Source organism: Erysipelothrix amsterdamensis (assembly GCF_940143175.1).
Classification (GTDB): Bacteria; Bacillota_I; Bacilli_A; order Erysipelotrichales; family Erysipelotrichaceae; genus Erysipelothrix; species Erysipelothrix amsterdamensis.
Genome location: NZ_OW659496.1, coordinates 227178 through 249423, shown reverse-complemented (window position 1 = coordinate 249423; position 22246 = coordinate 227178). Strand labels below are relative to the sequence as shown.

Below are 22246 nucleotides of genomic sequence, written 5' to 3'. Positions count from 1 at the left end.
TACGATTGAACTATTTTTCGTTCTTTTTTCTTAATACCATCAATACTGATCGAGCTAATGCAATTCCTAATCCTAATGAAGGGAGGAATTTCGATGTACTTAATCCCGTATTGGGTAATTGAGATTGAACATTACTTTCGATTCCTGAAACTTGTGCTTTCTGAGCTGTTGTTTTTTCTTCGAATCCTGGAATATTTGGTTTTGTAACTTCAGGTTTCGTCACTTCAGGTTCAGTAGGAATTGGATTTTGTTCTAATTCCCATTGTGCGTAAAGTACTTTATCTGATGTGATTGTCACGGTATCTTTCGCATCATAATGTTCCCCTGATCCGTCAGCTTTATCATTCCAACCCACAAATTCATGGTTATCGAATGCTAAGTTGTTTATATTTCCAAGAATCTCATAAGCTGTGTATTCTTCGACAGTTGATCCACTTGGGACAGATCCTTGTGTTGCACCATTCGCGTCATATGATACAGAGTACTTTACTGCTGGAACAATATTTTTTTTCCATTGTGCATAGAATACTGTATCTTCAGTAACTGTAAATGCATCATTTGGTTGAACAGATTTTCCACTTCCATCTTGCGCTGTATTCCAACCATCAAATGTAAATCCTGGATTAACTAAATTTGGAAGCGCATCAAGAATTGTATACGTTGTGTTTTCTTCAACACGTGTTCCACTTGGTACATCACCACTTTTAGCTCCATTCGCATCATATGATACTGCATAATCCACAACTACTGGATCTTCAGACCATACTGCAAATAAATATTCATGGAATGTGATTAAACGATTCTCTACATCCCACATATTACCGCTACCCGGGCGATCCATTTCCCATCCTTCGAATGTGTATCCCGGTTTCACAGGTTCTTGATATTCTGAACCATAAGTTATAAGTTGGTTATAGTATACTGAATTCTCTCTAAAATCGGATCCATCTGTAAACGTTCCGCCCTGAGTATCGAATTCTACGAAATACATGTTTGAAGAATAAGACGAAGTAAAGAGACTTACTCCTGATTGTTTATTTTTCATGGTAACATGAGAGCTTACCATCCCAACGTCAACATTGCTTTCGATTTTGAACTGTACAAATTCTGTTAATTCAGTCTCATTTGCACGAGTTATTGAATCAATATATCTGAATTCTCCTGTATCATATTCGTAATAAAGTTCAAATACAACTGGATATGTAAGCGAAGAAGGGTTAACAGCTTGAGGCTGAATTCCAACTTGATAGGACGGAGAGCGAACGGTTGGTACAAATACCTCGATTTGATCACTCAATACAAAATCAGCTTTAACACCACCATTAATATTCACGACGTTTAACATCAACATCGTTACTAAGACAAAACTTAAAATATGTTTTCTTAAATTTTTCATCTTAATTCTCCTTTATTAGATGTATTTTCAATTTAACATCTGTTAAGAAAATTAAGATTCATTTGATATAATCGTTGCGATATTTGTAACAAACGGACACAAATTTACGTTAATGGTTAAAATTATATTACATCTTCTGCGCATATTGAGTTGAATCATTACAATGTAAGCGAACCCATCACTTAGTTTATCAGTGAAAACATTAATATGAACATTGTATCCCGTAAATTCGAAGCAACTGCCCTTTTATACATATATTACATATTAGATAGAATTTATCTCAACCACCGATCATATAAAATAAGTATAACAGTACACAACGCGCCTTTCGTGCACACAATCAAAACTATTTGCTCATCCATGTTCTAATAAAAGGAAAAACAATTCTGTGTCGTATGAGTATTATGAAGGGAAAATAAAAACTCACTCTATAAATTTTTTTGCTGATTATAATTACCTTCACAGCTATAAAATATATAAAAAAAACAAACAATAAAATTGTTTGCTTGTTTATCATATTGGCTGGGCCACCTGGGATCGAACCAGGGAATGTCACAGTCAAAGTGTGATGCCTTACCGCTTGGCTATGGCCCAATATCTTTCCGTGTTTGCTTGTTTATTATAGCATAACACGTAGGCAATGCAAGGGGTAAAACGCATTTTTTTGCATAATTATCAATCTTTCAAAAATTCGATTATAAATGTGATTTTCGTTCACGAATCTCAACTCAAACCGTTTGTTTTAGCGAGTAACATAATTATACACAATAAGAATCAACATCGGTAATACAATAAAAAACATATCCGTAGAAACACTGACCAACTCCGAGCGTTGTTTCTTATGATTGCTTTTAGGATGTTTTTTTTCTTTACGACCTAAAATCACGTTACCAAGTCCAACCAACACAATTCCCAATAAAACCAAAGATGCTAAAAACTCTAGCATTGAATAAAAATTAAACGGTAAAATAAAGCTTAAACCATACGTAACTGCAGAAAGAACCAAACCTAATGCGATATAAATAATATTCTTATACTCTTTCATAGTTTCTCCTTATATATATGGGAAAAAGGAGACTGTGTCTCCTTTAATAAAACTTACTTAATAATATTTTCTGAATCGATATCGAAGAAGTGACCTTTACTTAAGTTCATTGAAAGTTCGACTTCTTGACCTGAACTGTATGCTTCATTAACTCCAAGACGAGAAATAAAGTCTTGTCCATCGATTGAAGCATGAACCATCGTTTCAGCCCCCAATAACTCTGATACAGAAATCAATGCCTTCACAATCGATTCTGGTTGTGAATCCAGAACAAGTGGTTCATCATGAATATCTTCGGGACGAATTCCGAAGATAACTTCTTTTCCTTCGTAGCCATTATCTTGTAGCACTTTATATTTTCCTTCTGGAATTGGAACATTTAGATTTTCACTTGCGATAAAGCGTCCATTTTCAACACGACCATTAAAGAAGTTCATGGCTGGTGATCCGATAAAGCCAGCTACAAATACATTATTCGGTGAATTATAAACTTCTTTCGGTGTTCCGATTTGTTGGACAATACCTTTTTTCATAATTACAATACGGTCTGCCATTGTCATCGCTTCCGTTTGGTCATGGGTAACATAGATTGTTGTTGTTTTAAGACGTTGATGTAGTTTTGTGATTTCTGCACGCATCGCTACACGTAATTTCGCATCAAGGTTACTCAATGGTTCATCCATTAAGAATACCTCTGCATCACGAACAATAGCACGTCCAAGCGCAACACGTTGACGTTCACCACCTGATAGCGCTGCTGGTTTACGATCTAAGTAAGTATCCAAACCTAAAATCTCAGCTGCATTCTTAACTGCTTTATCGATTTCATCTTTTGGTGTCTTACGAATCTTAAGACCGAATGCCATATTATCATAAACTGTCATATGTGGATATAAAGCGTAGTTTTGGAAAACCATCGCAATATCACGATCTTTTGGTTCGACGTCATTTACAAGTCGATCTCCAATCCATAATTCACCTGAAGTAATATCTTCTAGTCCCGCAATCATTCTTAATGTCGTAGACTTACCACATCCAGATGGACCAACAAACACAATAAACTCTTGATCTTGAATTTCAAGATTAAAATCTACTACCGTATCGTGATCATTTTTATCATAACGTTTATAAATACTCTTTAAGCTAATATTTGCCATACTATTATCCCCTTTTACTTTCTTAATCCCATTATAATAAAGCGGTTACAAATATGATATAGTATTGTTGAACAAAGAAATTGTGCAAGGAGACCATATGACATTTAACGACTTACAAAAACTCTACCCTAGTGCTCGTATAAGCCAAATTAATAATGCGTCCGAATCAGAATTTGTCCTTTATGATGGACATCAATATTTGATGATTAGCCTTTCTGTTCTCAACCAAACAGAGAAAGATTTACTATCCTTAATGTTTAAAGAAAAAGATCAAAATTCAATGTGGTATCAACACCTCATTAATGGAGAAGCTTTAAATATCACGTCTCATAAGCTCTACCATTTCGTTCATTTTCATGTGAAATATTTAAACCAGAATCATGACTTGTGGCTAAAAACATTCAAACACTTCTTTACAACACCTCTTGATGCTTTCTATATTAATAATCATTCAGGTATTATTATCTTAGATTCTAGAAATTATGACATCGAATCCCTTGAAGGTTTTATCGCTGCACTTGATGATGATTTTTCCACCAACACTTCCTTATATATAGGAGCGGATCGAATGATTCATGATGACCTTATTGCCCTCTTTAAAGAAGAGACCTTATTATTTCATAAATCTGGATATCCAACACGTATCAACACCTTTGCGAATACCTATTTGAAAGCATATGTGACGCCAAAAATCAGATCAAGTTCAATTGGATCATCAATTCGACAACTCATTTTATCTCAAGATGAAATGGTTGAAACGATCATATGTATGTGGAATCATGAAGGCAATGTAACTTCATCTGCACAAGCACTCTTTATCCATCGAAACACACTCAATTATCGTATTGATAAGTTTAATGAGTTAACTGGTTTATCCCTGCGTCATTTGGATGATCTTCTTTTAGCCTATCTTCTGATTGTATAAATTGTTCTTTTTGGTTTCTTTTTAAGCCATTTTCTTTTACTCGTGAACATTTGGTGTATAATAAGTAAATGTATATAGGAGGTAAACTTACAAATGGATTTATTTGAAGGTTTAAAAGAAAAGATTTCCGGGAAAGACATTAAAGTCGTTTTTCCAGAAGGTATTGATGCACGTATTATCGGTGCTGCAGTACGTTTAGCAGCTGATGGACTATGTCATCCAATTATCTTAGGTAATAAAGAAGTAATTTTATCGTCAGCACAAGATTTAGGTTTCTTGATGGATAAAGTAGAGATTATCGATCCAGAAACTTACCCTGAAGACAAAAAAGAAGCAATGGTTGATGCCCTTGTGGAACGTCGTAAAGGTAAATTAGCTAAAGAAGATGCTTACGAGTGGATTAAAAACGTTAACTATTTTGGAACAATGTTAACATATATGGGTGATGCGGATGCTATGGTGAGTGGTGCAATTCACTCAACAGGTGATACTGTTCGTCCAGCATTACAAATTATTAAAACAAAACCTGGAGTAAGCCGTACAAGTGGCGCATTTATTATTTTCAAACGTCATGAGTCATACTTATTCTCAGACTGCGCAATTAACATCAACCCTAATTCACAAGAATTAGCAGAAATTGCTGTCGAAAGTGCAAAAACAGCTGAACTCTTTGATATCGATCCAATTGTTTCGTTACTAAGTTTCTCAACTAAAGGTTCTGCAAAGAGCGACGAAGTTGATAAAGTTGTTGAAGCAACACGTATCGCTCAAGAACTTGCTCCTGAATATCAAATTGATGGTGAACTACAATTTGATGCTTCATTTGTACCCACAGTTGCTCAATTAAAAGCTCCTGAGTCAAATGTTGCAGGTAATGCACGTGTCTTTATTTTCCCAGATTTACAATCAGGTAACATTGGTTATAAGATTGCTCAACGTCTTGGTGGATATGAAGCGATTGGACCAATTCTTCAAGGACTTAACAAACCTGTGTCAGATTTATCACGTGGTTGTGTTGAAGAAGATGTTTACAAACTTGCAATTATTACCGCAGCTCAAACATTAATTAAATAATATGGACACTCCTCGGAGTGTTCTTTTATTTTTAAAGGAGGATCCAAATAAAATATTTGTATAAAATTTGCTTAATAGTGCATTAAAACGGGCTTATTGTACCTTTTAAAGAACCTTTTATCGTTAAGTTAAAACTTTATCGAAATAATTGAAATAAATCGACTTTTAGTGTTGACTATATCAAGAAGCGTATGGTATATTATTAAGGCGTTAAGGAATACAAGCAAACGCAACAGACCTGGAGGTTTAGCTCAGTTGGGAGAGCATCTGCCTTACAAGCAGAGGGTCAGCGGTTCGAGCCCGTTAACCTCCACCATATATATGCCGACTTAGCTCAATTGGTAGAGCAACTGATTTGTAATCAGTAGGTTGGGGGTTCAAGTCCTCTAGTCGGCACCATTTTGAATAAGAATGGGGAGATAGCGAAGTGGCTAAACGCGGGTGACTGTAAATCATCTCCTTAGGGTTCGGCGGTTCGAATCCGCCTCTCCCCACCATTCTTTTGTCTCGTTAGCTCAGGTGGTAGAGCAACTGACTTTTAATCAGTGGGTCGTAGGTTCGAGTCCTACACGAGACACCATTCAAAATGCGGGTGTAGTTTAATGGTAAAACTCCAGCCTTCCAAGCTGGCTACGGGAGTTCGATTCTCCTCACCCGCTCCAATTATATAAACTCAAGATCGTACATTACGATTTTTTTTATTATCTGGTTCGATTCAGGGTTAGGATTTATTTATAAAATAATGACGAAAGTACAATACATAAAAAAAAGGATATTTTTATTAATCTCATATTTACAATTCACAATAGATTTGTTAGAATATTTAAGCAAGCAAACCTTGCGGGTGTAGTTTAATGGTAAAACTCCAGCCTTCCAAGCTGGCTACGGGAGTTCGATTCTCCTCACCCGCTCCAATTAATTTAAACCAATCGAGAAATCGGTTTTTTTTTGCTTTATTTTATCAGTTGATGATCTATTTAGCCTTATTCCCCTTAGAGAATTGCTTTGATTCTAGAACCGATTGACTTCGTATTTCACACTCGTTATTATAAAAGTGCTCAAGATATGTGATCGAAAGCAAAAGCAGAATTTTATTCTGCTTTTTTTGACTTTATCTTAAGTCATATCCAAGTTATAATAGTCGAAAGGAGATTTATATGATACGTACATGTGATGTTATGGATTTGGAAGAAGCAACGGATTATGCTTGGTCTCATCAATCAAATCCTTTAACTCAATCATTTCCAAGGTATAAAACGAAATCCGAGTTTTCAAAAACAATAAAAAAATCATTTTGTCTCGCGAAGTACAATGATAATAACGAAATTATAGGCTTTGGTGCGTTTATGATTGCTGAAGATGATCGCATAATGCAGACTGTTGCAGGTATTTACGCTTCCGATGATTTACAGGACGTTCTAAGTTCATTTGTTGATTATTTAAAGCGTGCTTTCCCTAATTATCAGTTACTATGCGGTTTTCCAATTTCAAATCAATCAGCTCTTGAAGCATACGATCAATTCGATGCGGTTTTAATTGATGATTGTACTGTTATGCTTTTGGATGTAGAGCGAATTCCGAAACTAAAGCGTGCTACACTCCACATGGAGCCGCTTCTAGAGTCAAATGAACAACGATTTAAACATCATCACGATCAAGTTAATCCCGATATTTTCTGGTCCGCTGATAAAATATTCAGAAACAAGAAACCGTGGTTCGTTTTTTTAGAAATGAGCAATCAGTCTGTAGTCGGATCGATTACGCTAAAAAAATATAACCGTGTTTGTGCTGAAGTATTTTCTTTCTATTCAAATATGGAATCAGCATACGAATTTTTAAATCGCTCTGTACGTTATTGTGCAGATCAGGGAATTGAAGAAATTATATTCTTTGTAGATACAGATAATGCCATCGCACTTGCAGCAGCTACGGCCAATGGTTTTAGGGAGCAAGATCATTATTTCAGTTTTAAAATTCAGTTGTAAAATATTTCCTGGGTGATTATCACGAACATAAATAAAAACACACTTATATTGGAACGGAACTGACCTAGTTCCGTGGGACTAAAGAAAAAAACCTCTTGTATGAGAATTATTGTAAAATAGTTCAATATAGGAGGTTTTTATATGGGAACACGAACTATGCATAGCTATGAGACAAAGATGAAAGTTATAGAAATGAAATTGGCAGGCTACTCAAGCAGGTTTATTCAGACTGAACTTGGAATAAAAAATGTAACACAAGTCAAAACATGGTGGAGATGGTATCGAAATGGTGAACACTACCGATTTTCTCAACCTGTAGGCAAGCAATATACTTTTGGAAAAGGGCCTGAAGGAGACACGGTCGAAGAAACACAAAGACTTAGAATCAAATCTTTGGAGCAACAAATTGAACTATTAAAAAAGTATTTGGAAAGAGAAAGGATGTGGTTCCTGAAATAATCATCAAGCTCGTTGAAGAGTATCGCAACACTGTATCTATTAAAGATATCTTGAATCTTTTTGGGGTACCTAAGTCAACGTATTACCGTTGGACTAAAAAAGAGCAACTTGAGTCTAATAATTATTCTGTCAATGAAGCATTAGTAATTGAACTTTGTAAAGAAAATAAATTTCGTTATGGATATCGAAAAATAACTGCATTAATTCGAAAAGAAAGAATTATCAATAAGAACACTGTTCAAAAGATAATGCAGAAACACCAATGTCAATGCCGTGTTAAGGTCAAACGGTATAGAAAAAACAAAAATCCGAAGATCATTATGCCCAATATCATTAATCGCGACTTTAAATCACTACGTCCTCTAGAGAAATTGGTGACAGATATCACTTACATCCCTTATGGCCATAAGATGCTCTATTTATCTACGATCATGGATTTATATAATGGTGAGATTATTGCGTCTACATTGAGTGACAGACAAAACCTAGAATGTGTGGTTGATACATTAAATCAACTTCCGGATATCGTTCAGCCATGTATTCTTCATTCTGATCAAGGGAGTGTCTATACATCAAAAGAGTATCAACTCAAAGTAAAAAATAAAAGCATTACCATGAGTATGTCCCGTAAGGGTACACCCGCTGATAATGCTCCTATCGAATCGTTTCATGCCTCGCTAAAGTGTGAAACATTCGAATTAAACCCAGACCTAAAGGGTTCTACTGAAATTGTATCACAAACTGTGATAAACTATTTAAAATATTACAATGAAAATCGAATACAAGAAAAGCTAGGATATCAATCTCCCGTAAATTATCGGTTAACTTCATCCTAACTTGGTTTTTTCTTTAGTCCCAAGGAACTAGGTCAGTTCCATTTTATGTGTGTTTTTTTGTGTTAGTGTTTTTTCTATAGCGCGATGCCATTCAGATAATTTCTTTAAGCGTTCATCATCACTTATTTTAGAATCCCAAGAGGTGTTTTTTGTGCGTACATCTATTAGAGTATCTTTGTTTTTAAAGAATCCAGTTTGTAATCCCGCTAAGAAGCATGCACCTAATGATGTAGACTCAGGAGTAAAGGATCGTTGAACATTCACATCCAAAAGATCAGCTTGAAATTGCATTAAAAAATTATTGCTCGATGCACCACCATCAACTTTTAAAGATTTAATTTTAATTTTTGAATCTTCCTCCATCGCTTTCATTATATCGTAGCTTTGGAATGCTATGGATTCTAGAGCAGCTCGTATAATATGATTTTTATTTGTTCCTCGTGTTAAACCAAATATTGTACCGGTCGCGTCCATATCCCAATAGGGTGCACCCAATCCGGTAAGTGCTGGAACAAAATAAACACCACCGCAATCACGAACTTTCTGCGCAAAGTATTCCACATCGGAGGCATCATCGATAATACCCAGTTCATCACGTAGCCACTGTATAACGGCTCCCGCAATAAACACCGAACCTTCTAATGCATATTCAATGTTTCCATCCAAACCAATCGCAATCGTAGTAAGAAGACCATTTTCACTCTCGACAAATTGGTCCTTAGTGTTCATGAGGAGAAAGCACCCAGTACCATAAGTATTCTTTACATCTCCAGAATTGAAACATGTTTGACCAAATAATGCGGCTTGTTGATCTCCGACAACACTGGATATTGGAATTTGATACCCTTGAATGTTTGTATAGCCATATAAGTGACTGCTGTCGAACACTTCTGGTAACATGCTCATTGGAATATCCAACGCGTTTAAAATGGTCTGATCCCACTCTAAACGCTTTATATTGTATAACAAAGTTCTTGAAGCATTGGTATAGTCTGTTGCATGAACTTTACCACCAGTAAGATTATAAAGTAACCACGAATCTACAGTCCCAAACAATAATTCGCCACGATTTGCTTGTTCTCGAGCACCTTCAACATGATCAAGTATCCACTTTACTTTAGTTCCTGAAAAGTAGGCGTCAATTATTAATCCTGTATTCTTTTTGATATAGTCGGATAAACCTTGTTGCTTTAGATCTTCACATATGGAAGCAGTGCGACGACATTGCCAAACAATGGCATTATAAATTGGTCTTCCAGTATTCTTATTCCATACAACTGTCGTTTCACGTTGATTTGTAATACCAATCGTTTCAATTTCTTCGGGTCCAACCCCTGCCCGTGCTAAGACTTCGTTTAGAACACCACTTTGTGTTGCCCATATCTCCATAGGGTCTTGTTCTACCCATCCCTGCTTTGGATAAATCTGGGTTGTCTCCGTCTGTGCTTTCGCGATGATGTTGGATTCTTTATCGAAAATAATAGCGCGTGAACTCGTAGTTCCTTGATCAAGTGTAATAATATAGTTCTTCATGATTATCTCCTTATTTGATTTTATTATACCATTCTGTTCCGTTTCTTAGTTGATAATTTGTCTGTTTAAGATGACTATTGAGCTTTTATGTAGAGAATAAATCACGTTTTGAATAATAAATCATATTATTTCGTTTTTTCCCTTTATTTGCTTTACATTGTCCAATTTGTTTGTTAATATAGTAAAGCATTAAGGAAGTAATTCGGAGGTTTAGCTCAGTTGGGAGAGCATCTGCCTTACAAGCAGAGGGTCAGCGGTTCGAGCCCGTTAACCTCCACCATTTTTTTTTGCTCAAATTTTTGCTCAAACTGCCGACTTAGCTCAATTGGTAGAGCAACTGATTTGTAATCAGTAGGTTGGGGGTTCAAGTCCTCTAGTCGGCACCATAATGTCTCGTTAGCTCAGGTGGTAGAGCAACTGACTTTTAATCAGTGGGTCGTAGGTTCGAGTCCTACACGAGACACCATTTAATATAAATTACAAGCATCCTATCGATGCTTTTTTTTATGTCTTAGCCTGTTATATTAAAAAAATAAATGAGAAAGCGATAACATCTAGGATATTTTACACATTTCTCGCAAAAAGTGATAAAATGAATGCAGTTTTGTTAAGGAGATTTCTTATGAACATACTAAGTCAATTATTTTTAATCCTCGCATTCACTTATGCAGGTGAAACGATCACAACACTACTCCACTTACCAGTTCCTGGAAGTATTGTTGGCCTTTTTCTTTTATTCGGTGCTTTACAGTTGAAGCTTATTAAAGTAAAACAAGTTGAAGAATCAGGTTCGTGGCTTAAGAATAATATGGCGTTTCTTTTTGTTCCCGCAACCGTTGGGATTATGCCCTACTTCGATATTATCCAAAAATCTTGGCTGAATATTACAATCGTATTAATCGTTTCAACTTTAATTACGTATATTATTACGGGAGTGGTTGCTGAGTTTTTAAATAAGAAAGGCGTACACTAATTATGAATTCATTATACAGTAGTCCCCTCTTTGGACTGGTGATCACTTTTGGCGTCTATCTTGGATCCCAGCAATTACAAAGAAAATTTAAATCACCCCTCTTGAATCCACTCCTTATTACTTCCCTAACAATTATTATCCTTCTCACCGTGCTTGGTATCGATTATGAGAGTTATAATCAAGGTGGTAAATTCTTAACGGCTCTAATCGGTCCTGCTACCGTAGCACTTGCAATACCACTCTATAATAATCTTGATTTGCTTAAAAAGTATAAGAGACTTGTACTCATTAGTACACTTACCGGCGTAATCGTCCATGCACTTTGTATTTTAGTTCTTTCTTTAGTTTTAAATCTCGATTCAAAGATGATCGCAACCGTTATTCCTAAATCAGTCACTACTGCTATTGCTGCAGATGTTGCATTTAGTTTAGGGGGAATTAAAACACTGACGATCTGCATTGTGATTGTAACCGGAATTCTAGGGGCAGCCCTCGCACCGATTATCAATAAACGATTCCATATTAGCAACCCCTTAGCTCAAGGTCTCGCATTAGGAACTGCTGCACATGCAGTCGGAACTTCTAAAGCCATTGAAATGGGTGAGTTACAAGGTACGATGGCTACTTTGTCTTTAATTCTAACTGGACTGGTTACCGTAGCACTGAGCCCGTTAACATTGAAAATTATTACTGCTATAATGTAGATGAGGTGAATTATGAAACATATTTTATTTGTTTGTCTTGGGAACATCTGTCGTTCTCCGATGGCCGAAGGTATATTTAAAGATCTATATGGAGATCAATACGTTGTGGGATCTGCGGCTACGAGTTCTTGGGAACATGGGAATCCTGTACATCCTGGAACAGCATCTATTTTAGAAGAGATGGGGATTTCCACCGACGGAATGTTCTCATCACAACTAACAATCGACGATTTTTATCGATATGATTATATAATCGGAATGGATAAAAGCAATGTAGAAAACATCTTAAAGATTGCACCAAAAGGAACAGAACACAAAGTGTATCTATTCCTAGATCAAGTAGATAATTTAAAAGGGCACGAAGTACCCGATCCATACTATACTGGCGACTTTGAAGAGACTAAAAATCTTATCTTACATGGTTCTCATGCTTGGCATCAATTCCTAACTAAAAAAGAATAAACCTAAGTTTATTCTTTTTTTATGTTTGTAATTAATTCACCCACTAAGGCAACGATTGGAAAGATAATCCAACCTGGATGCCATAAGTTCATGGTAAATCCAAGAATAAGGTACACCATCGCTGCAAGTCCCATAAGTATACCTGTGATACTCTCAATACGTTCCTCACGTTTTAAGGTTTCTTTTAAATCAGAGGAACCGGCTTTACTTTTAGTCCATTCATGTCGTGATGTGAGCATTACAAGATGAGAATGGTTTACACCCGCATTGATAAACAAAACGACCGCGATAGCAGTAATAAACATAAACAATAATGAAGAATACTGTTTAACATGCATAAAATCTTCTAAATATACAACTGAAAATACTGCGATGATGCATAATGCCACACCAAGAACGATCGAACGAATAAATGATGGTTGATAATTCTTTTGAATTTTATTGAGTCGTTGATACTGAACTGAGTCCACAATACCTGTGTCTGTTATATCATCATAGGTTGCGTAAAGCATTCCATAATATACAAAAAGCGTTACACCCACAATCAGAGAAAGAAAGAAAATAATTAAATTATCAAAATACTCAGTTGCGCCGATTCCGACCATAATTACTGCAACACCCATCGAAATCATCATTGCGAACCTTTTAATAAATATGAGATATTCCTCAACGCGCGGAGTCTCAAGATAAATGACGCCTTCATCATCATTCATATTAAGACCAAGGGCTTCTTTGAGTTCTTCGATACTGCCAAACTCTCCAATTACAAGACCAATTGCCTCCGACTCCCGTTTTCCTTCTTCAAGATACTGATTAAATTTTAATTCCATTGAATCCGTCATATTCATTTTTAGTTTTTCAACTTCGTCTGTGTGCGGTAGTGATTTAAACATCACTTCGATATAATCTAAAATTTGATTCATAATGTCTCCTCCTGATTTTGTGTGAAAATATCTATTATTTCCTTTACGAGATTCCACTCAACACATTTCTCAAGATAGTATTGGTTTCCTAAATCCGTAATATGATAGTAGGTTCGTTGACGTCCCTTTGTTTCTTCTCCACCACTATATGATTTGATATACCCGTTTTTTTCGAGACGGGCGAATGTGGAATAGAGCGTTGTTTCTTTTATAGTATACTTCCGATTTGAGAGTGCTTGAATTTTTTGGCCAATCTCATATCCATATGAATCATTTGAGCGCAAAATATAAAGAACAATCGTATCATTGTATCCTCTCATTACATCACTACTAAGCATTGAACCACCTCTACTTCATCTGTCGTAGTAAATATAACACATCTACTACGACAGGTAAAGTACTTTTTTATTAATTCCACAAAAAAACCAACTGCGATTTGCAATTGGTTGGATTTTAAAAATCGATTACTACAATTTCAGGGCGAGCAAAAATTCGAATCGGGATAAGATTAACGGTTCCACCTACGCCTGAAGTAATATAGATACTATGGTGTTTATCATGGACTAATCCATAACGATAGCGTTGTCCGTATTCACTATGATTCGCTGCAGGCGCATAAAGACCAAAGAATGTTAATTGTCCACCATGAAGATGACCTGCTAAGGCAAAATCGATATCCGCATCTCCATCTAGCTTAGGCGCATAATCAGGATTATGAGTAACCAGTAAATTCAGACTATCATCATAATCAGGAAGTTTGATTTTACCACGCTTATAGTCGTCGACTCCGATAATATTCATACCATGAAAGCGAACCACTTCATTTTTGATGACTTGTACGTTTGCGTGTTTCAAACCATTGAGTGATGTTTCGAGATCACGATAGTCATGATTCCCCAATACACCTACTTTTGGCGCTTCAATTTCCTTTAAGTAATCAAAAATACGATTGTTCCGGCGATGTTTTTGATGAATATAGTCTCCTCCTAAAATAACTAAGTCAGGTTCAAGACTGTTCGTTTTATTAACAACATTTTGTGCCGCATGGTCTAGAAAATTACGACCGCGATGATCAAATTGAAAGTCAGAAATAAATACAATTCTTTTTCCTCTTAATTGATTAGGAATATCTTTGCTTACTTTAAAATCTTTTATATTAATTTGTTTTGTTTTGAGCCAATAGTATTCCAGTAATCCGTAGAGCACTAAAACTACTATAAGAATAAAAATGAATAATACAATTTTAAATACCATAGGTCACTCCATTCATAAACTTATAAAAAGTTTGAAAACAAACTATATCACGTTCATTATTCATTGTCATCGCTAACACTTGTTGATTTAAAATAATCATTTTGATATAAGATGCGTAATCCGTCATTGAGAAGATCGGGTTTATGAATGAAATCAGGAAGATTATAATGAATCAGTTGCGCATAACCGCCTGTAATTATTTTAGTACACTTCATTCCTAATTCCTTCTCCATCATCGTTGCAAGACCTTGAATCTGTGCAACCAAGCCGTAGGTAATTCCCGACTGAATACAGCTTTGTGTGTTTGTGCCAATCACATTGGGAGGAACTTCAAGTGCTACTGTAGGGAGATGTGGTATATAGTGCACAAGAGCATCCAGAGATGTTTGGATTCCTGGAATAATGACACCTCCAGAAAATGCACCCTCACTATCAACGACACTTATTTTTGATGCACTTCCAATGTCTGCGATGATAATCGGTGCTTGATACTGTGAGAAAGCGCCTACTGCGGTCGCAATGAAGTCCGCTCCAATTTCTTTAGGATTGTCTAATTTAACATCAAAATTTTGAACATTATCAATCGATACACTATCGATACTACAAGCAAATTGTTTAGTTAAAACACTAATAATCGTATCTGTAATGTTTGGAACAACACTTGATAAGATTACAGCCTCCATATCACAATCTAACGATTCAAACTGAGAAGTGTAATACGAAGCAACATTATTTTTTTCAGTATTGATTCTTTCTTTATAGACTATTTGATTCTTTTCATAACCAACTATTACCGTATTTGAATTACCAACATCAATTGTCAGAATCATAAGCATACCTCTTTTCATAATTACCATACACCATTTCATCATAATTTTCTATAATTCATGATACAGATTTCTAAGTCTGTATCATGTATGTGAGACCTGAATCTTCAAGTTTTAGTGGCAAATCAATTGAAAAGAGCGTAATGTGTTTTATCAGTTTTACCCGATAGCGATCCCCATCCCGTCTTGTTTGAATCAAAACTCCCTTACACATTTCTAAATCCGATGATCTTATTTCTGGGCTGTGAAAGTGATTCATTCTGGTGATTACATGTTCCTTACACAAAGCCAAGTTATTTTGTTTATGATTTAAGTCAACAATACAAAATAGTACACAGATAGAAATCATCATAAGCATTAATTGTAAGTATCCTTCTATTGCTTGTTTCATTAGTTACGTGTTGTCATGGTTTGCCATTGATTAAGAAGTGTTGTTTTCAACACATCTTTAAATTCATTCGAAAAAATAATCATACCAGTCGCGATTACTGTTACCACAAGCACAAGACCGTATTCCTCAAAAAAAGCCTTTATACAACTCACCCCCCTTCCATGAGTGATACAACTACGATTCCCATTAGAAGTAAAAACAGAATTCCTACACACACTAGTGGAATTAAACCCATTGCACTTATTTGCGTAATCTTCATTTCTTTCTTCTGATTTCTAGAGAACATTAGCCATTGATGTGATTCTGATATCATCGCATTAAGACGTATAGATGCATCATCAGTACCTGCTGTACCCACTCGATGAAGTACCTTCATTACTCTTCTTACTTCCAAGCTATCGTAGTCTTTTAGAAAATTATGATAAGGTTCAATCGACGATGGATACATTTCAATCCCCTTAACAAGTTCGTTAATAGAATAGCGTAGTGACTTTGGTGCAATCTCACAACTTGTCTTGATAGCTTGATAAACCGTATTATAGGCTAATAAGCATTGCAGTTCTCTTAGCCATATGGGAAATTCATATAAAAGCATCGAGAGTTCTTTCCTATACTGACGGTATGCTCTCAAAAAAACTAAACCTTCTATAAGAAACAGCATGATAGATCCGAATAAAACAGCTCTCCTACCACTTAAAATGCAAGGAACCAAAATATACAATAAGTTTTTATGAAGTTTCATATTACACGATGGATTTACGCGCGTTATTCGCTGATATCTACGATATAGTTTTAGAAATAATAAATCTAACAACGGTTCCCCAAATATATGCACTATAAAAATATAGAGAACACTGATACAGACCCTAATCAATACATTCTTCCTCGCCAAACCATGATGCTTTCATTCCTTTCATTGTTTCCATAAGAACAATTAAAATCACAATCAAAAATCCAGTTACTGCATACTGATAAAGCCATGAATGAACAATTTCCACAGTTTCACTTAACATTCCAATCGAAAGATAAGCAATTCCAATACTCATTATAGTGAGTAGCAATACCTTTAATCGCATCCCTAATAGTTCTTGATTTAGTTTTTCTGTATATGCCTTCCACTGATCGAGATCTTCTTCATAACTAAGAAGTGCGTGATCGAGTCCCGCATTTCCATATGTTTCTGCCATTTCCATTATTACAGCGAGCGTTACAACAAGATAATGTGTCGAGATTTTTCTATATGCACTAATTATGGATTCTCCACATTCGATTGCACTTAAGATGATGTCTATATACGATTTGAAAGAGGGTTCAGTAGATACAATATGTTCTAAACATGGCAATACTTTTTCCCAGTTTCTAAAAAACGATGCATTTGAACTTAGAAATAGATACAAAGATTGAAAGTTGTTTTTTTGATTTTGATAACAACAAATAATATGAAGTTGCATAACACCACAACAAATCGAGAATACACTCAGTAAGGCGATGAATGAAGTCTTAAGTCTAAATAAAATTCCGACAGAGACGATGGAAACAAGTAGGATAAACGCGACCAAATAGAGTTGATAAGCCTTGAACATACCCATATGGAGATTCGGTTTAGTAATACACTTCAATGCTTGTACAAAATCGTGACGGTTACGATAAATATATATAAATGCAATTAATAAAACGACTACCATTTTACACCATACAATTCAGCTTTTTCCTTAATCAATTCTGGAATTTTAGACTGTAGACGTTTACCTTTAAATGTATACAATCGATAATGACCTTCACGTGTATAGACAACAATTTCTCGAACATAACGTTGAATCCCTGCAGAAGAAATTTTTAGATCAATGTGGATACCAATATTAATTGCGTCAAAGATCTTCTGCTCATTTATATATTCAGTCGCATTGATTGGCGTCATCTGTTGAATTCGATCTGGAATTTCCATCGCACTTCGTGCATGGACCGTACTCATAACACTCGCACCAGTGGAAATGCATCTTAATAAATCAACGATTTCCGCGCCTCTCACTTCACTCAGTAATAACCAGTTTGGTCTTTGACGTAAACTCGCTTTAATCGCTTGCGAATAGTTGAAACGATCATCAACTTTAATTTCTACTGTATCTAAAGGCGGATAAATCTGTTTAAGGTGTAATTCATAGGAATCTTCAATTGTAATGATTCGCTCATCACGACTGATATAACCCGCCAAAAACTTAATCAATTCAGTCTTACCTGCTCCCGGAAGTCCACTTACCAAGATATTACACTTAGAACGTACCGCATACTTTAAAAATTTTAGAGCAGAAATACTCATATAGGACGAAGATTCAATATACGATTCACTCAGACGCAACTTAAACGTTGTCTTTCGAATTGAGACACTCAAGAAGCGTGTAACACTTGGATGAATGACACTGATACGTAAGTCATTCAAATCAGTTTCAAGCACAGGATGTTGTTGGTTAAATGGAAGATTAACAATATTTGATAAACGTGAGCACATTCTCCAAATGATTTCATGGCTCGAAAAATTACGATGTACGAGCCTTCCTCTTACTAAATCATCTATCCATAAATCCACACCATTGAAATTAATATCTGTAATATTTTCATCCTCTACAAAAGGCGTAAGCAGACCAAAATCAAATGCTGGTGTTAAAATGTTCTACCACCTCTTTTTGTAAATCATTTATTACACTTGGAATACCACTACAAATCACTACCGATAAATCCCCCATTTCTAAAGCTCTATGAATAATAGCTTCCACTTTTCGGGGAATCGCGAAACTTAGGACACTTGGTTGCTTTCCCACATCAATTTCATGTCCATCACGATCTCGTACGTTTACAACTCGAACACCTTTCAGTAAGGGAATTATCCTACTCCCACCATCAAATTCGCGAATTTTTACACTTAAATTTACGTAATCACCAGCCCTCAACAGATTCCCTCCTGTATTAATCATCGAGGCTTCTGCACTCATTAGTACTTCTTCAGGCTCGAGTAACAGTAGCGGTTTTCCGTGTGCGTCATCAAAATGCTCAAAGTCACGTCGATCAACAATTTGCCCCTTATACACCGTATGTCCAAGTCGTACATACCGACCAATGATATTCTCTTTATTACGAATCATAAATTCATTGATTCCTTTTTCTGGCAGCGAGATTTCCTCCAGATGATGTTCTTCAATTTTTTCACGTTGTGTTAAATCAGTATTGAGTCGATAAACCTTCTCAAACCGACATCGAATACGCGTCATTATTTCAACAAGACTTACAATCATAATCACACACAATACAGATAGGATAACTCTTTTTTTTATTTAAAACCCCTCCTCAATCATCAATTCCGCAAATACAACATCCAATCCCCTTATCTTCGTTTTATAAATAACTTGAAGTAATTTTGGATAAAAATGGGACGAAAGATCAACGATTTCTCCATCTTGATCATTCATAAGTTCCATAAATTTAGTACTAAGTTTATCATCTGGATGCATTTCTTTGATTAGGATTTCCAACGCATTTCGATACTGAAAGCGTTTTTGTTGATACTCACGCTTAAAAACAGAGAACGACAACATTGAAAGAAACAACATCATAACCAACAGAACATATCCGTAGGCCAAAACAAAACTTTTCATATACCACCCACTCTTAATTAAAGAGAATTACTAACAATTCCTACAAAATATATAAAAAAAGCAGACTTTCGTCTGCTTTAGTTTGGCTTAACAACCAAGTTAACAATTTTATTTTTAATTACAATTTCTTTGATAACGGTCATGCCCTCAAGATTCTTTTGAACTTGAGCTTGATCATATACAAGCGCTTTTAATTCATCTTCTGGTAAATTATTTGGTGCAACGAATTTAGCGCGTACCTTACCATTAATTTGAACGACAATTTCTAATTCATCAAGCACTAACTTACTTGGATCAAATGTAGGCCATGGTTCATAACTAATGTCCCCATTTCCAGATACAATTTCGTAAAGTTCTTCACCTAAATGAGGTGCAAAACAAGCAAGCATTTTAATAAAACCAAGCGCATATTCTTTATAGAGTGTCTCTGCTTTATATGCTTCATTCACAAAGATCATTAACTGTGAAATTGCTGTATTCATACCAAATGTTTCAATATCATGTGTAACTTTTTGAACCGTTTGGTTATAAACAAAATCAAGGCTGCCATCATTGGTTTCGGTAATTTTATCTGACTCAACCATTAAACGGTAAACGCGGTCAAGCCATTTACGAATTCCATCAAGGCCACGTGTACTCCATGCAATAGCACCATCCAATGGTCCCATAAACATTTCATAAACACGAAGTGCATCCGCACCGTGACTTTCAACAATATCATCAGGATTCACAACATTCCCGCGTGACTTACTCATTTTCTCATTATTAGCGCCGAGAATCATGCCTTGGTGGTAGAGTTTACCAAATGGCTCTTTGGTATCAACAACACCTAAATCAAAGAGTACTTTATGCCAGAATCGTGCATAAAGTAGGTGGAGTACAGCATGCTCCGAACCACCCATATAAAGATCCACAGGCATCCAATGTTTTAGAAGTTCTGGATCCCCGATTGCATCATTATTTTCTGGATCAATGTAGCGTAAGTAGTACCAGCAAGATCCTGCCCATTGTGGCATTGTATTTGTTTCGCGACGTCCTTTAGTACCATCCGCAAAGGTTACGTCTAACCAGTCACCTGCATTCGCAAGTGGCGATTGACCATCACTTGCCGGTTTATAATGTTCTACCTCAGGAAGTTCAAGAGGAAGCTCATCGATTTCAACAGTTCTCATAGTTCCATCTTCTAGATGAACAATTGGAATTGGTTCTCCCCAATAGCGTTGTCTTGAAAATAGCCAGTCACGAAGTTTATATGTAGTCTTCGCTTCACCATAACCATTTTCAACCAACCATGATTGCATTGTTTCTATTGCTTCATCTTTACCCATACCATCTAAAAATCCAGAATTAATATGAATTCCATCTCCGGTGTACGCTTCAACTGAAATATCGCCACCTTCAATCACTGGAATAATCTCAAGATTGTATTTCTTAGCAAACTCAAAATCACGTGTATCGTGTGCAGGTACCGCCATAATTGCACCTGTACCGTAAGCTGCAAGAACATAGTCTGCAATATAAATCGGAACTTTTTTTCCATTAACAGGATTAATTGCGTAGGCTCCAGTAAATACACCTGATTTTTCTTTATTGAGTTCAGTACGTTCTAAATCAGACTTATGCAACACTTTTTCAACATAAGCATTGACTTCGTCAATATTTTCCGGTGTTGTAATTTCCTTAACAAAAGGATGTTCTGGTGCAAGAACACAGTATGTATTTCCGAATAATGTATCTGCACGTGTTGTAAATACTGTAAATTCTTTATCATGATCTGCAATTTTAAAGATAACATTCGATCCTTCGGAGCGACCAATCCAGTTAATTTGCATTTCTTTTGTTGAATCTGGCCATTCAACCAAATCCAAATCTTCAAGCAAACGATCTGCATATTCCGTAATTTTTAAAACCCATTGACGCATTGGCATACGAATAACATCAAAACCACCAACTTCACTCTTACCGTCAATGACTTCTTCATTCGCAAGAACAGTTCCCAATTCAGGACAAAAGTTTACAGGCTTTTCATCAACATAAGCCAGTCCCATGTCATAAAGCTTTGTAAAGATCCACTGAGTCCATTTGTAGTAACCTGGGTCCGTTGTCGAAATCTCACGACTCCAATCATAGGAAAGTCCAAGACTTTTAATTTGATCAGTAAAGTGAGCGATGTTTTGCTTTGTAAATTCATTTGGATGATTTCCAGTTTTCAAGGCAAATTGCTCTGCAGGTAAACCAAAAGCATCCCAACCCATTGGATGTAATACATTAAAACCATTCATACGTTTATAACGTGCGATCACATCCGTTGCCGTATAGCCTCGTGGATGACCAACATGAAGTCCATTACCTGATGGATACGGAAACATGTCTAAAACATAGTATTTTGGTAAATCAAAGTTATGAACATCTGTCTTAAATGTCTCATGTTCATCCCAATATTTTTGCCATTTTTTCTCGATTTTTAAATGGTTATACATTTTTTATCCTCCTATAACATAAAAAAAAGTACCTCTAAAGGACGAATTGCTCGCGGTACCACCTTAATTCCTATCGATATTCGATAGACTCTCAATCCTTTAACGCAGGGGACGTAATTTCCTACTGATTCAGAAATTATGCTCAAAGATGAGTTCGAAAATCTTCATACACTGA

General features: G+C 35.9%; 22 protein-coding genes, 10 tRNA genes and 1 other annotated feature (1 of these 33 running past the window's edge). Of the genes, 16 read left to right on the top strand and 16 right to left on the bottom strand.

Annotated elements, in window-relative coordinates; genetic code table 11:
* Positions 1–10: 10 nt before the first annotated feature.
* From NMG63_RS01155 to NMG63_RS01140, 4 genes are all read right to left on the bottom strand, one after another.
* A complete protein-coding gene (locus NMG63_RS01155; protein WP_254007181.1) occupies positions 11–1396 on the bottom strand; it encodes an InlB B-repeat-containing protein in 1386 nt (461 codons plus the stop codon).
* 519 nt (positions 1397–1915) lie between these two features.
* Positions 1916–1990 (bottom strand) — tRNA-Gln (locus tag NMG63_RS01150).
* A gap of 148 nt (positions 1991–2138) precedes the next feature.
* Positions 2139–2441, bottom strand: coding sequence for a hypothetical protein (locus NMG63_RS01145; protein WP_254007180.1), 303 nt, complete (start codon positions 2439–2441; stop codon positions 2139–2141).
* 53 nt (positions 2442–2494) lie between these two features.
* Positions 2495–3598, bottom strand: a complete 1104-nt coding sequence (locus NMG63_RS01140) for an ABC transporter ATP-binding protein (protein WP_254007179.1) — start codon at positions 3596–3598, stop codon at positions 2495–2497.
* A 97-nt stretch (positions 3599–3695) separates the two neighbouring features.
* Here NMG63_RS01140 and NMG63_RS01135 point away from each other — a divergent pair, with 97 nt between their 5' ends.
* The 10 genes from NMG63_RS01135 to NMG63_RS01090 all read left to right on the top strand — a co-directional run bounded on the left by NMG63_RS01135 (position 3696) and on the right by NMG63_RS01090 (position 8877).
* Complete coding sequence (locus NMG63_RS01135) at positions 3696–4523, top strand: helix-turn-helix domain-containing protein (protein WP_254007178.1); 828 nt, start codon at positions 3696–3698, stop codon at positions 4521–4523.
* 93 nt (positions 4524–4616) lie between these two features.
* Positions 4617–5597: a phosphate acetyltransferase gene (pta, locus tag NMG63_RS01130; RefSeq protein WP_003775786.1), complete on the top strand. Its 981-nt coding sequence runs from the start codon at positions 4617–4619 to the stop codon at positions 5595–5597.
* 240 nt (positions 5598–5837) lie between these two features.
* A tRNA-Val gene (locus NMG63_RS01125) sits at positions 5838–5913 on the top strand.
* Between the two features lie 7 nt (positions 5914–5920).
* A tRNA-Thr gene (locus tag NMG63_RS01120) sits at positions 5921–5996 on the top strand.
* A gap of 14 nt (positions 5997–6010) precedes the next feature.
* Positions 6011–6094 (top strand) — tRNA-Tyr (locus tag NMG63_RS01115).
* Between the two features lie 7 nt (positions 6095–6101).
* A tRNA-Lys gene (locus NMG63_RS01110) sits at positions 6102–6177 on the top strand.
* Between the two features lie 8 nt (positions 6178–6185).
* Positions 6186–6259, top strand: a tRNA-Gly gene (locus NMG63_RS01105).
* 178 nt (positions 6260–6437) lie between these two features.
* Positions 6438–6511 (top strand) — tRNA-Gly (locus NMG63_RS01100).
* 243 nt (positions 6512–6754) lie between these two features.
* The gene (locus NMG63_RS01095; RefSeq protein WP_254007177.1) at positions 6755–7582 is read left to right on the top strand and encodes an acyl-CoA acyltransferase; all 828 of its coding nucleotides are present in this window, start codon (positions 6755–6757) and stop codon (positions 7580–7582) included.
* A 141-nt stretch (positions 7583–7723) separates the two neighbouring features.
* A protein-coding gene (locus NMG63_RS01090; protein ID WP_123171090.1) for an IS3-like element ISErh1 family transposase occupies positions 7724–8877 on the top strand; the annotation gives its coding sequence in 2 pieces (ribosomal slippage) (positions 7724–7997 and positions 7997–8877; 1155 coding nt in all).
* Between the two features lie 27 nt (positions 8878–8904).
* On the opposite strand, the gene glpK is transcribed toward NMG63_RS01090, so the two are convergent.
* Complete coding sequence (gene glpK / locus NMG63_RS01085) at positions 8905–10410, bottom strand: glycerol kinase GlpK (protein WP_254007176.1); 1506 nt, start codon at positions 10408–10410, stop codon at positions 8905–8907.
* A gap of 204 nt (positions 10411–10614) precedes the next feature.
* Between glpK and NMG63_RS01080 the strand changes: the two genes are divergently transcribed.
* The 6 genes from NMG63_RS01080 (at position 10615) to NMG63_RS01055 (ending at position 12549) form a co-directional block, all read left to right on the top strand.
* A tRNA-Val gene (locus tag NMG63_RS01080) sits at positions 10615–10690 on the top strand.
* 30 nt (positions 10691–10720) lie between these two features.
* Positions 10721–10796, top strand: a tRNA-Thr gene (locus NMG63_RS01075).
* Between the two features lie 4 nt (positions 10797–10800).
* A tRNA-Lys gene (locus tag NMG63_RS01070) sits at positions 10801–10876 on the top strand.
* Between the two features lie 156 nt (positions 10877–11032).
* Positions 11033–11383, top strand: coding sequence for a CidA/LrgA family protein (locus NMG63_RS01065; protein WP_238048389.1), 351 nt, complete (start codon positions 11033–11035; stop codon positions 11381–11383).
* A 2-nt stretch (positions 11384–11385) separates the two neighbouring features.
* Entirely contained in the window at positions 11386–12087 is a 702-nt protein-coding gene (locus NMG63_RS01060; protein ID WP_254007175.1) for an LrgB family protein, read from the top strand.
* 12 nt (positions 12088–12099) lie between these two features.
* Positions 12100–12549 (top strand): low molecular weight protein-tyrosine-phosphatase, encoded by a 450-nt coding sequence (locus NMG63_RS01055; protein ID WP_254007174.1) that lies wholly within the window; start codon positions 12100–12102, stop codon positions 12547–12549.
* Between the two features lie 8 nt (positions 12550–12557).
* Here the strand turns inward: NMG63_RS01055 and NMG63_RS01050 are convergent, their stop codons facing one another.
* The 11 genes from NMG63_RS01050 to leuS all read right to left on the bottom strand — a co-directional run bounded on the left by NMG63_RS01050 (position 12558) and on the right by leuS (position 22071).
* Positions 12558–13472 carry a permease prefix domain 1-containing protein gene (locus NMG63_RS01050; RefSeq protein ID WP_254007173.1) on the bottom strand — a complete coding sequence of 305 codons (915 nt, stop codon included), beginning with the start codon at positions 13470–13472 and terminating at the stop codon, positions 12558–12560.
* Complete coding sequence (locus tag NMG63_RS01045) at positions 13469–13810, bottom strand: PadR family transcriptional regulator (protein ID WP_238048278.1); 342 nt, start codon at positions 13808–13810, stop codon at positions 13469–13471. The genes NMG63_RS01050 and NMG63_RS01045 overlap by 4 nt, the downstream gene beginning before the upstream one ends.
* Before the next feature lie 115 nt (positions 13811–13925).
* Positions 13926–14726 (bottom strand): metallophosphoesterase, encoded by an 801-nt coding sequence (locus NMG63_RS01040; RefSeq protein WP_254007172.1) that lies wholly within the window; start codon positions 14724–14726, stop codon positions 13926–13928.
* Between the two features lie 56 nt (positions 14727–14782).
* Complete coding sequence (locus NMG63_RS01035) at positions 14783–15556, bottom strand: type III pantothenate kinase (protein ID WP_238048276.1); 774 nt, start codon at positions 15554–15556, stop codon at positions 14783–14785.
* A 387-nt stretch (positions 15557–15943) separates the two neighbouring features.
* On the bottom strand, positions 15944–16096 hold the full coding sequence (locus NMG63_RS01030; RefSeq protein WP_238048275.1) for a hypothetical protein: 153 nt from the start codon (positions 16094–16096) through the stop codon (positions 15944–15946).
* Complete coding sequence (locus NMG63_RS01025) at positions 16093–16575, bottom strand: hypothetical protein (RefSeq protein ID WP_254007171.1); 483 nt, start codon at positions 16573–16575, stop codon at positions 16093–16095. Before NMG63_RS01025 ends, NMG63_RS01030 begins: the two co-directional genes overlap by 4 nt.
* 235 nt (positions 16576–16810) lie before the next feature.
* Complete coding sequence (locus tag NMG63_RS01020; protein WP_254007170.1) at positions 16811–17629, bottom strand: beta-carotene 15,15'-monooxygenase; 819 nt, start codon at positions 17627–17629, stop codon at positions 16811–16813.
* Entirely contained in the window at positions 17623–18450 is an 828-nt protein-coding gene (locus NMG63_RS01015; protein WP_437124118.1) for a CpaF/VirB11 family protein, read from the bottom strand. Before NMG63_RS01015 ends, NMG63_RS01020 begins: the two co-directional genes overlap by 7 nt.
* Positions 18451–18589: 139 nt before the next feature.
* Positions 18590–19231 carry a CpaB family protein gene (locus NMG63_RS01010; protein ID WP_238048272.1) on the bottom strand — a complete coding sequence of 214 codons (642 nt, stop codon included), beginning with the start codon at positions 19229–19231 and terminating at the stop codon, positions 18590–18592.
* Between the two features lie 39 nt (positions 19232–19270).
* A complete protein-coding gene (locus NMG63_RS01005) occupies positions 19271–19591 on the bottom strand; it encodes a hypothetical protein (protein ID WP_238048271.1) in 321 nt (106 codons plus the stop codon).
* Positions 19592–19668: 77 nt separating this feature from the next.
* Positions 19669–22071 (bottom strand): leucine--tRNA ligase, encoded by a 2403-nt coding sequence (leuS, locus tag NMG63_RS01000; RefSeq protein WP_238048270.1) that lies wholly within the window; start codon positions 22069–22071, stop codon positions 19669–19671.
* Between the two features lie 34 nt (positions 22072–22105).
* Positions 22106–22246 (bottom strand) — a binding site (T-box leader) (it continues 65 nt past the right edge of the window).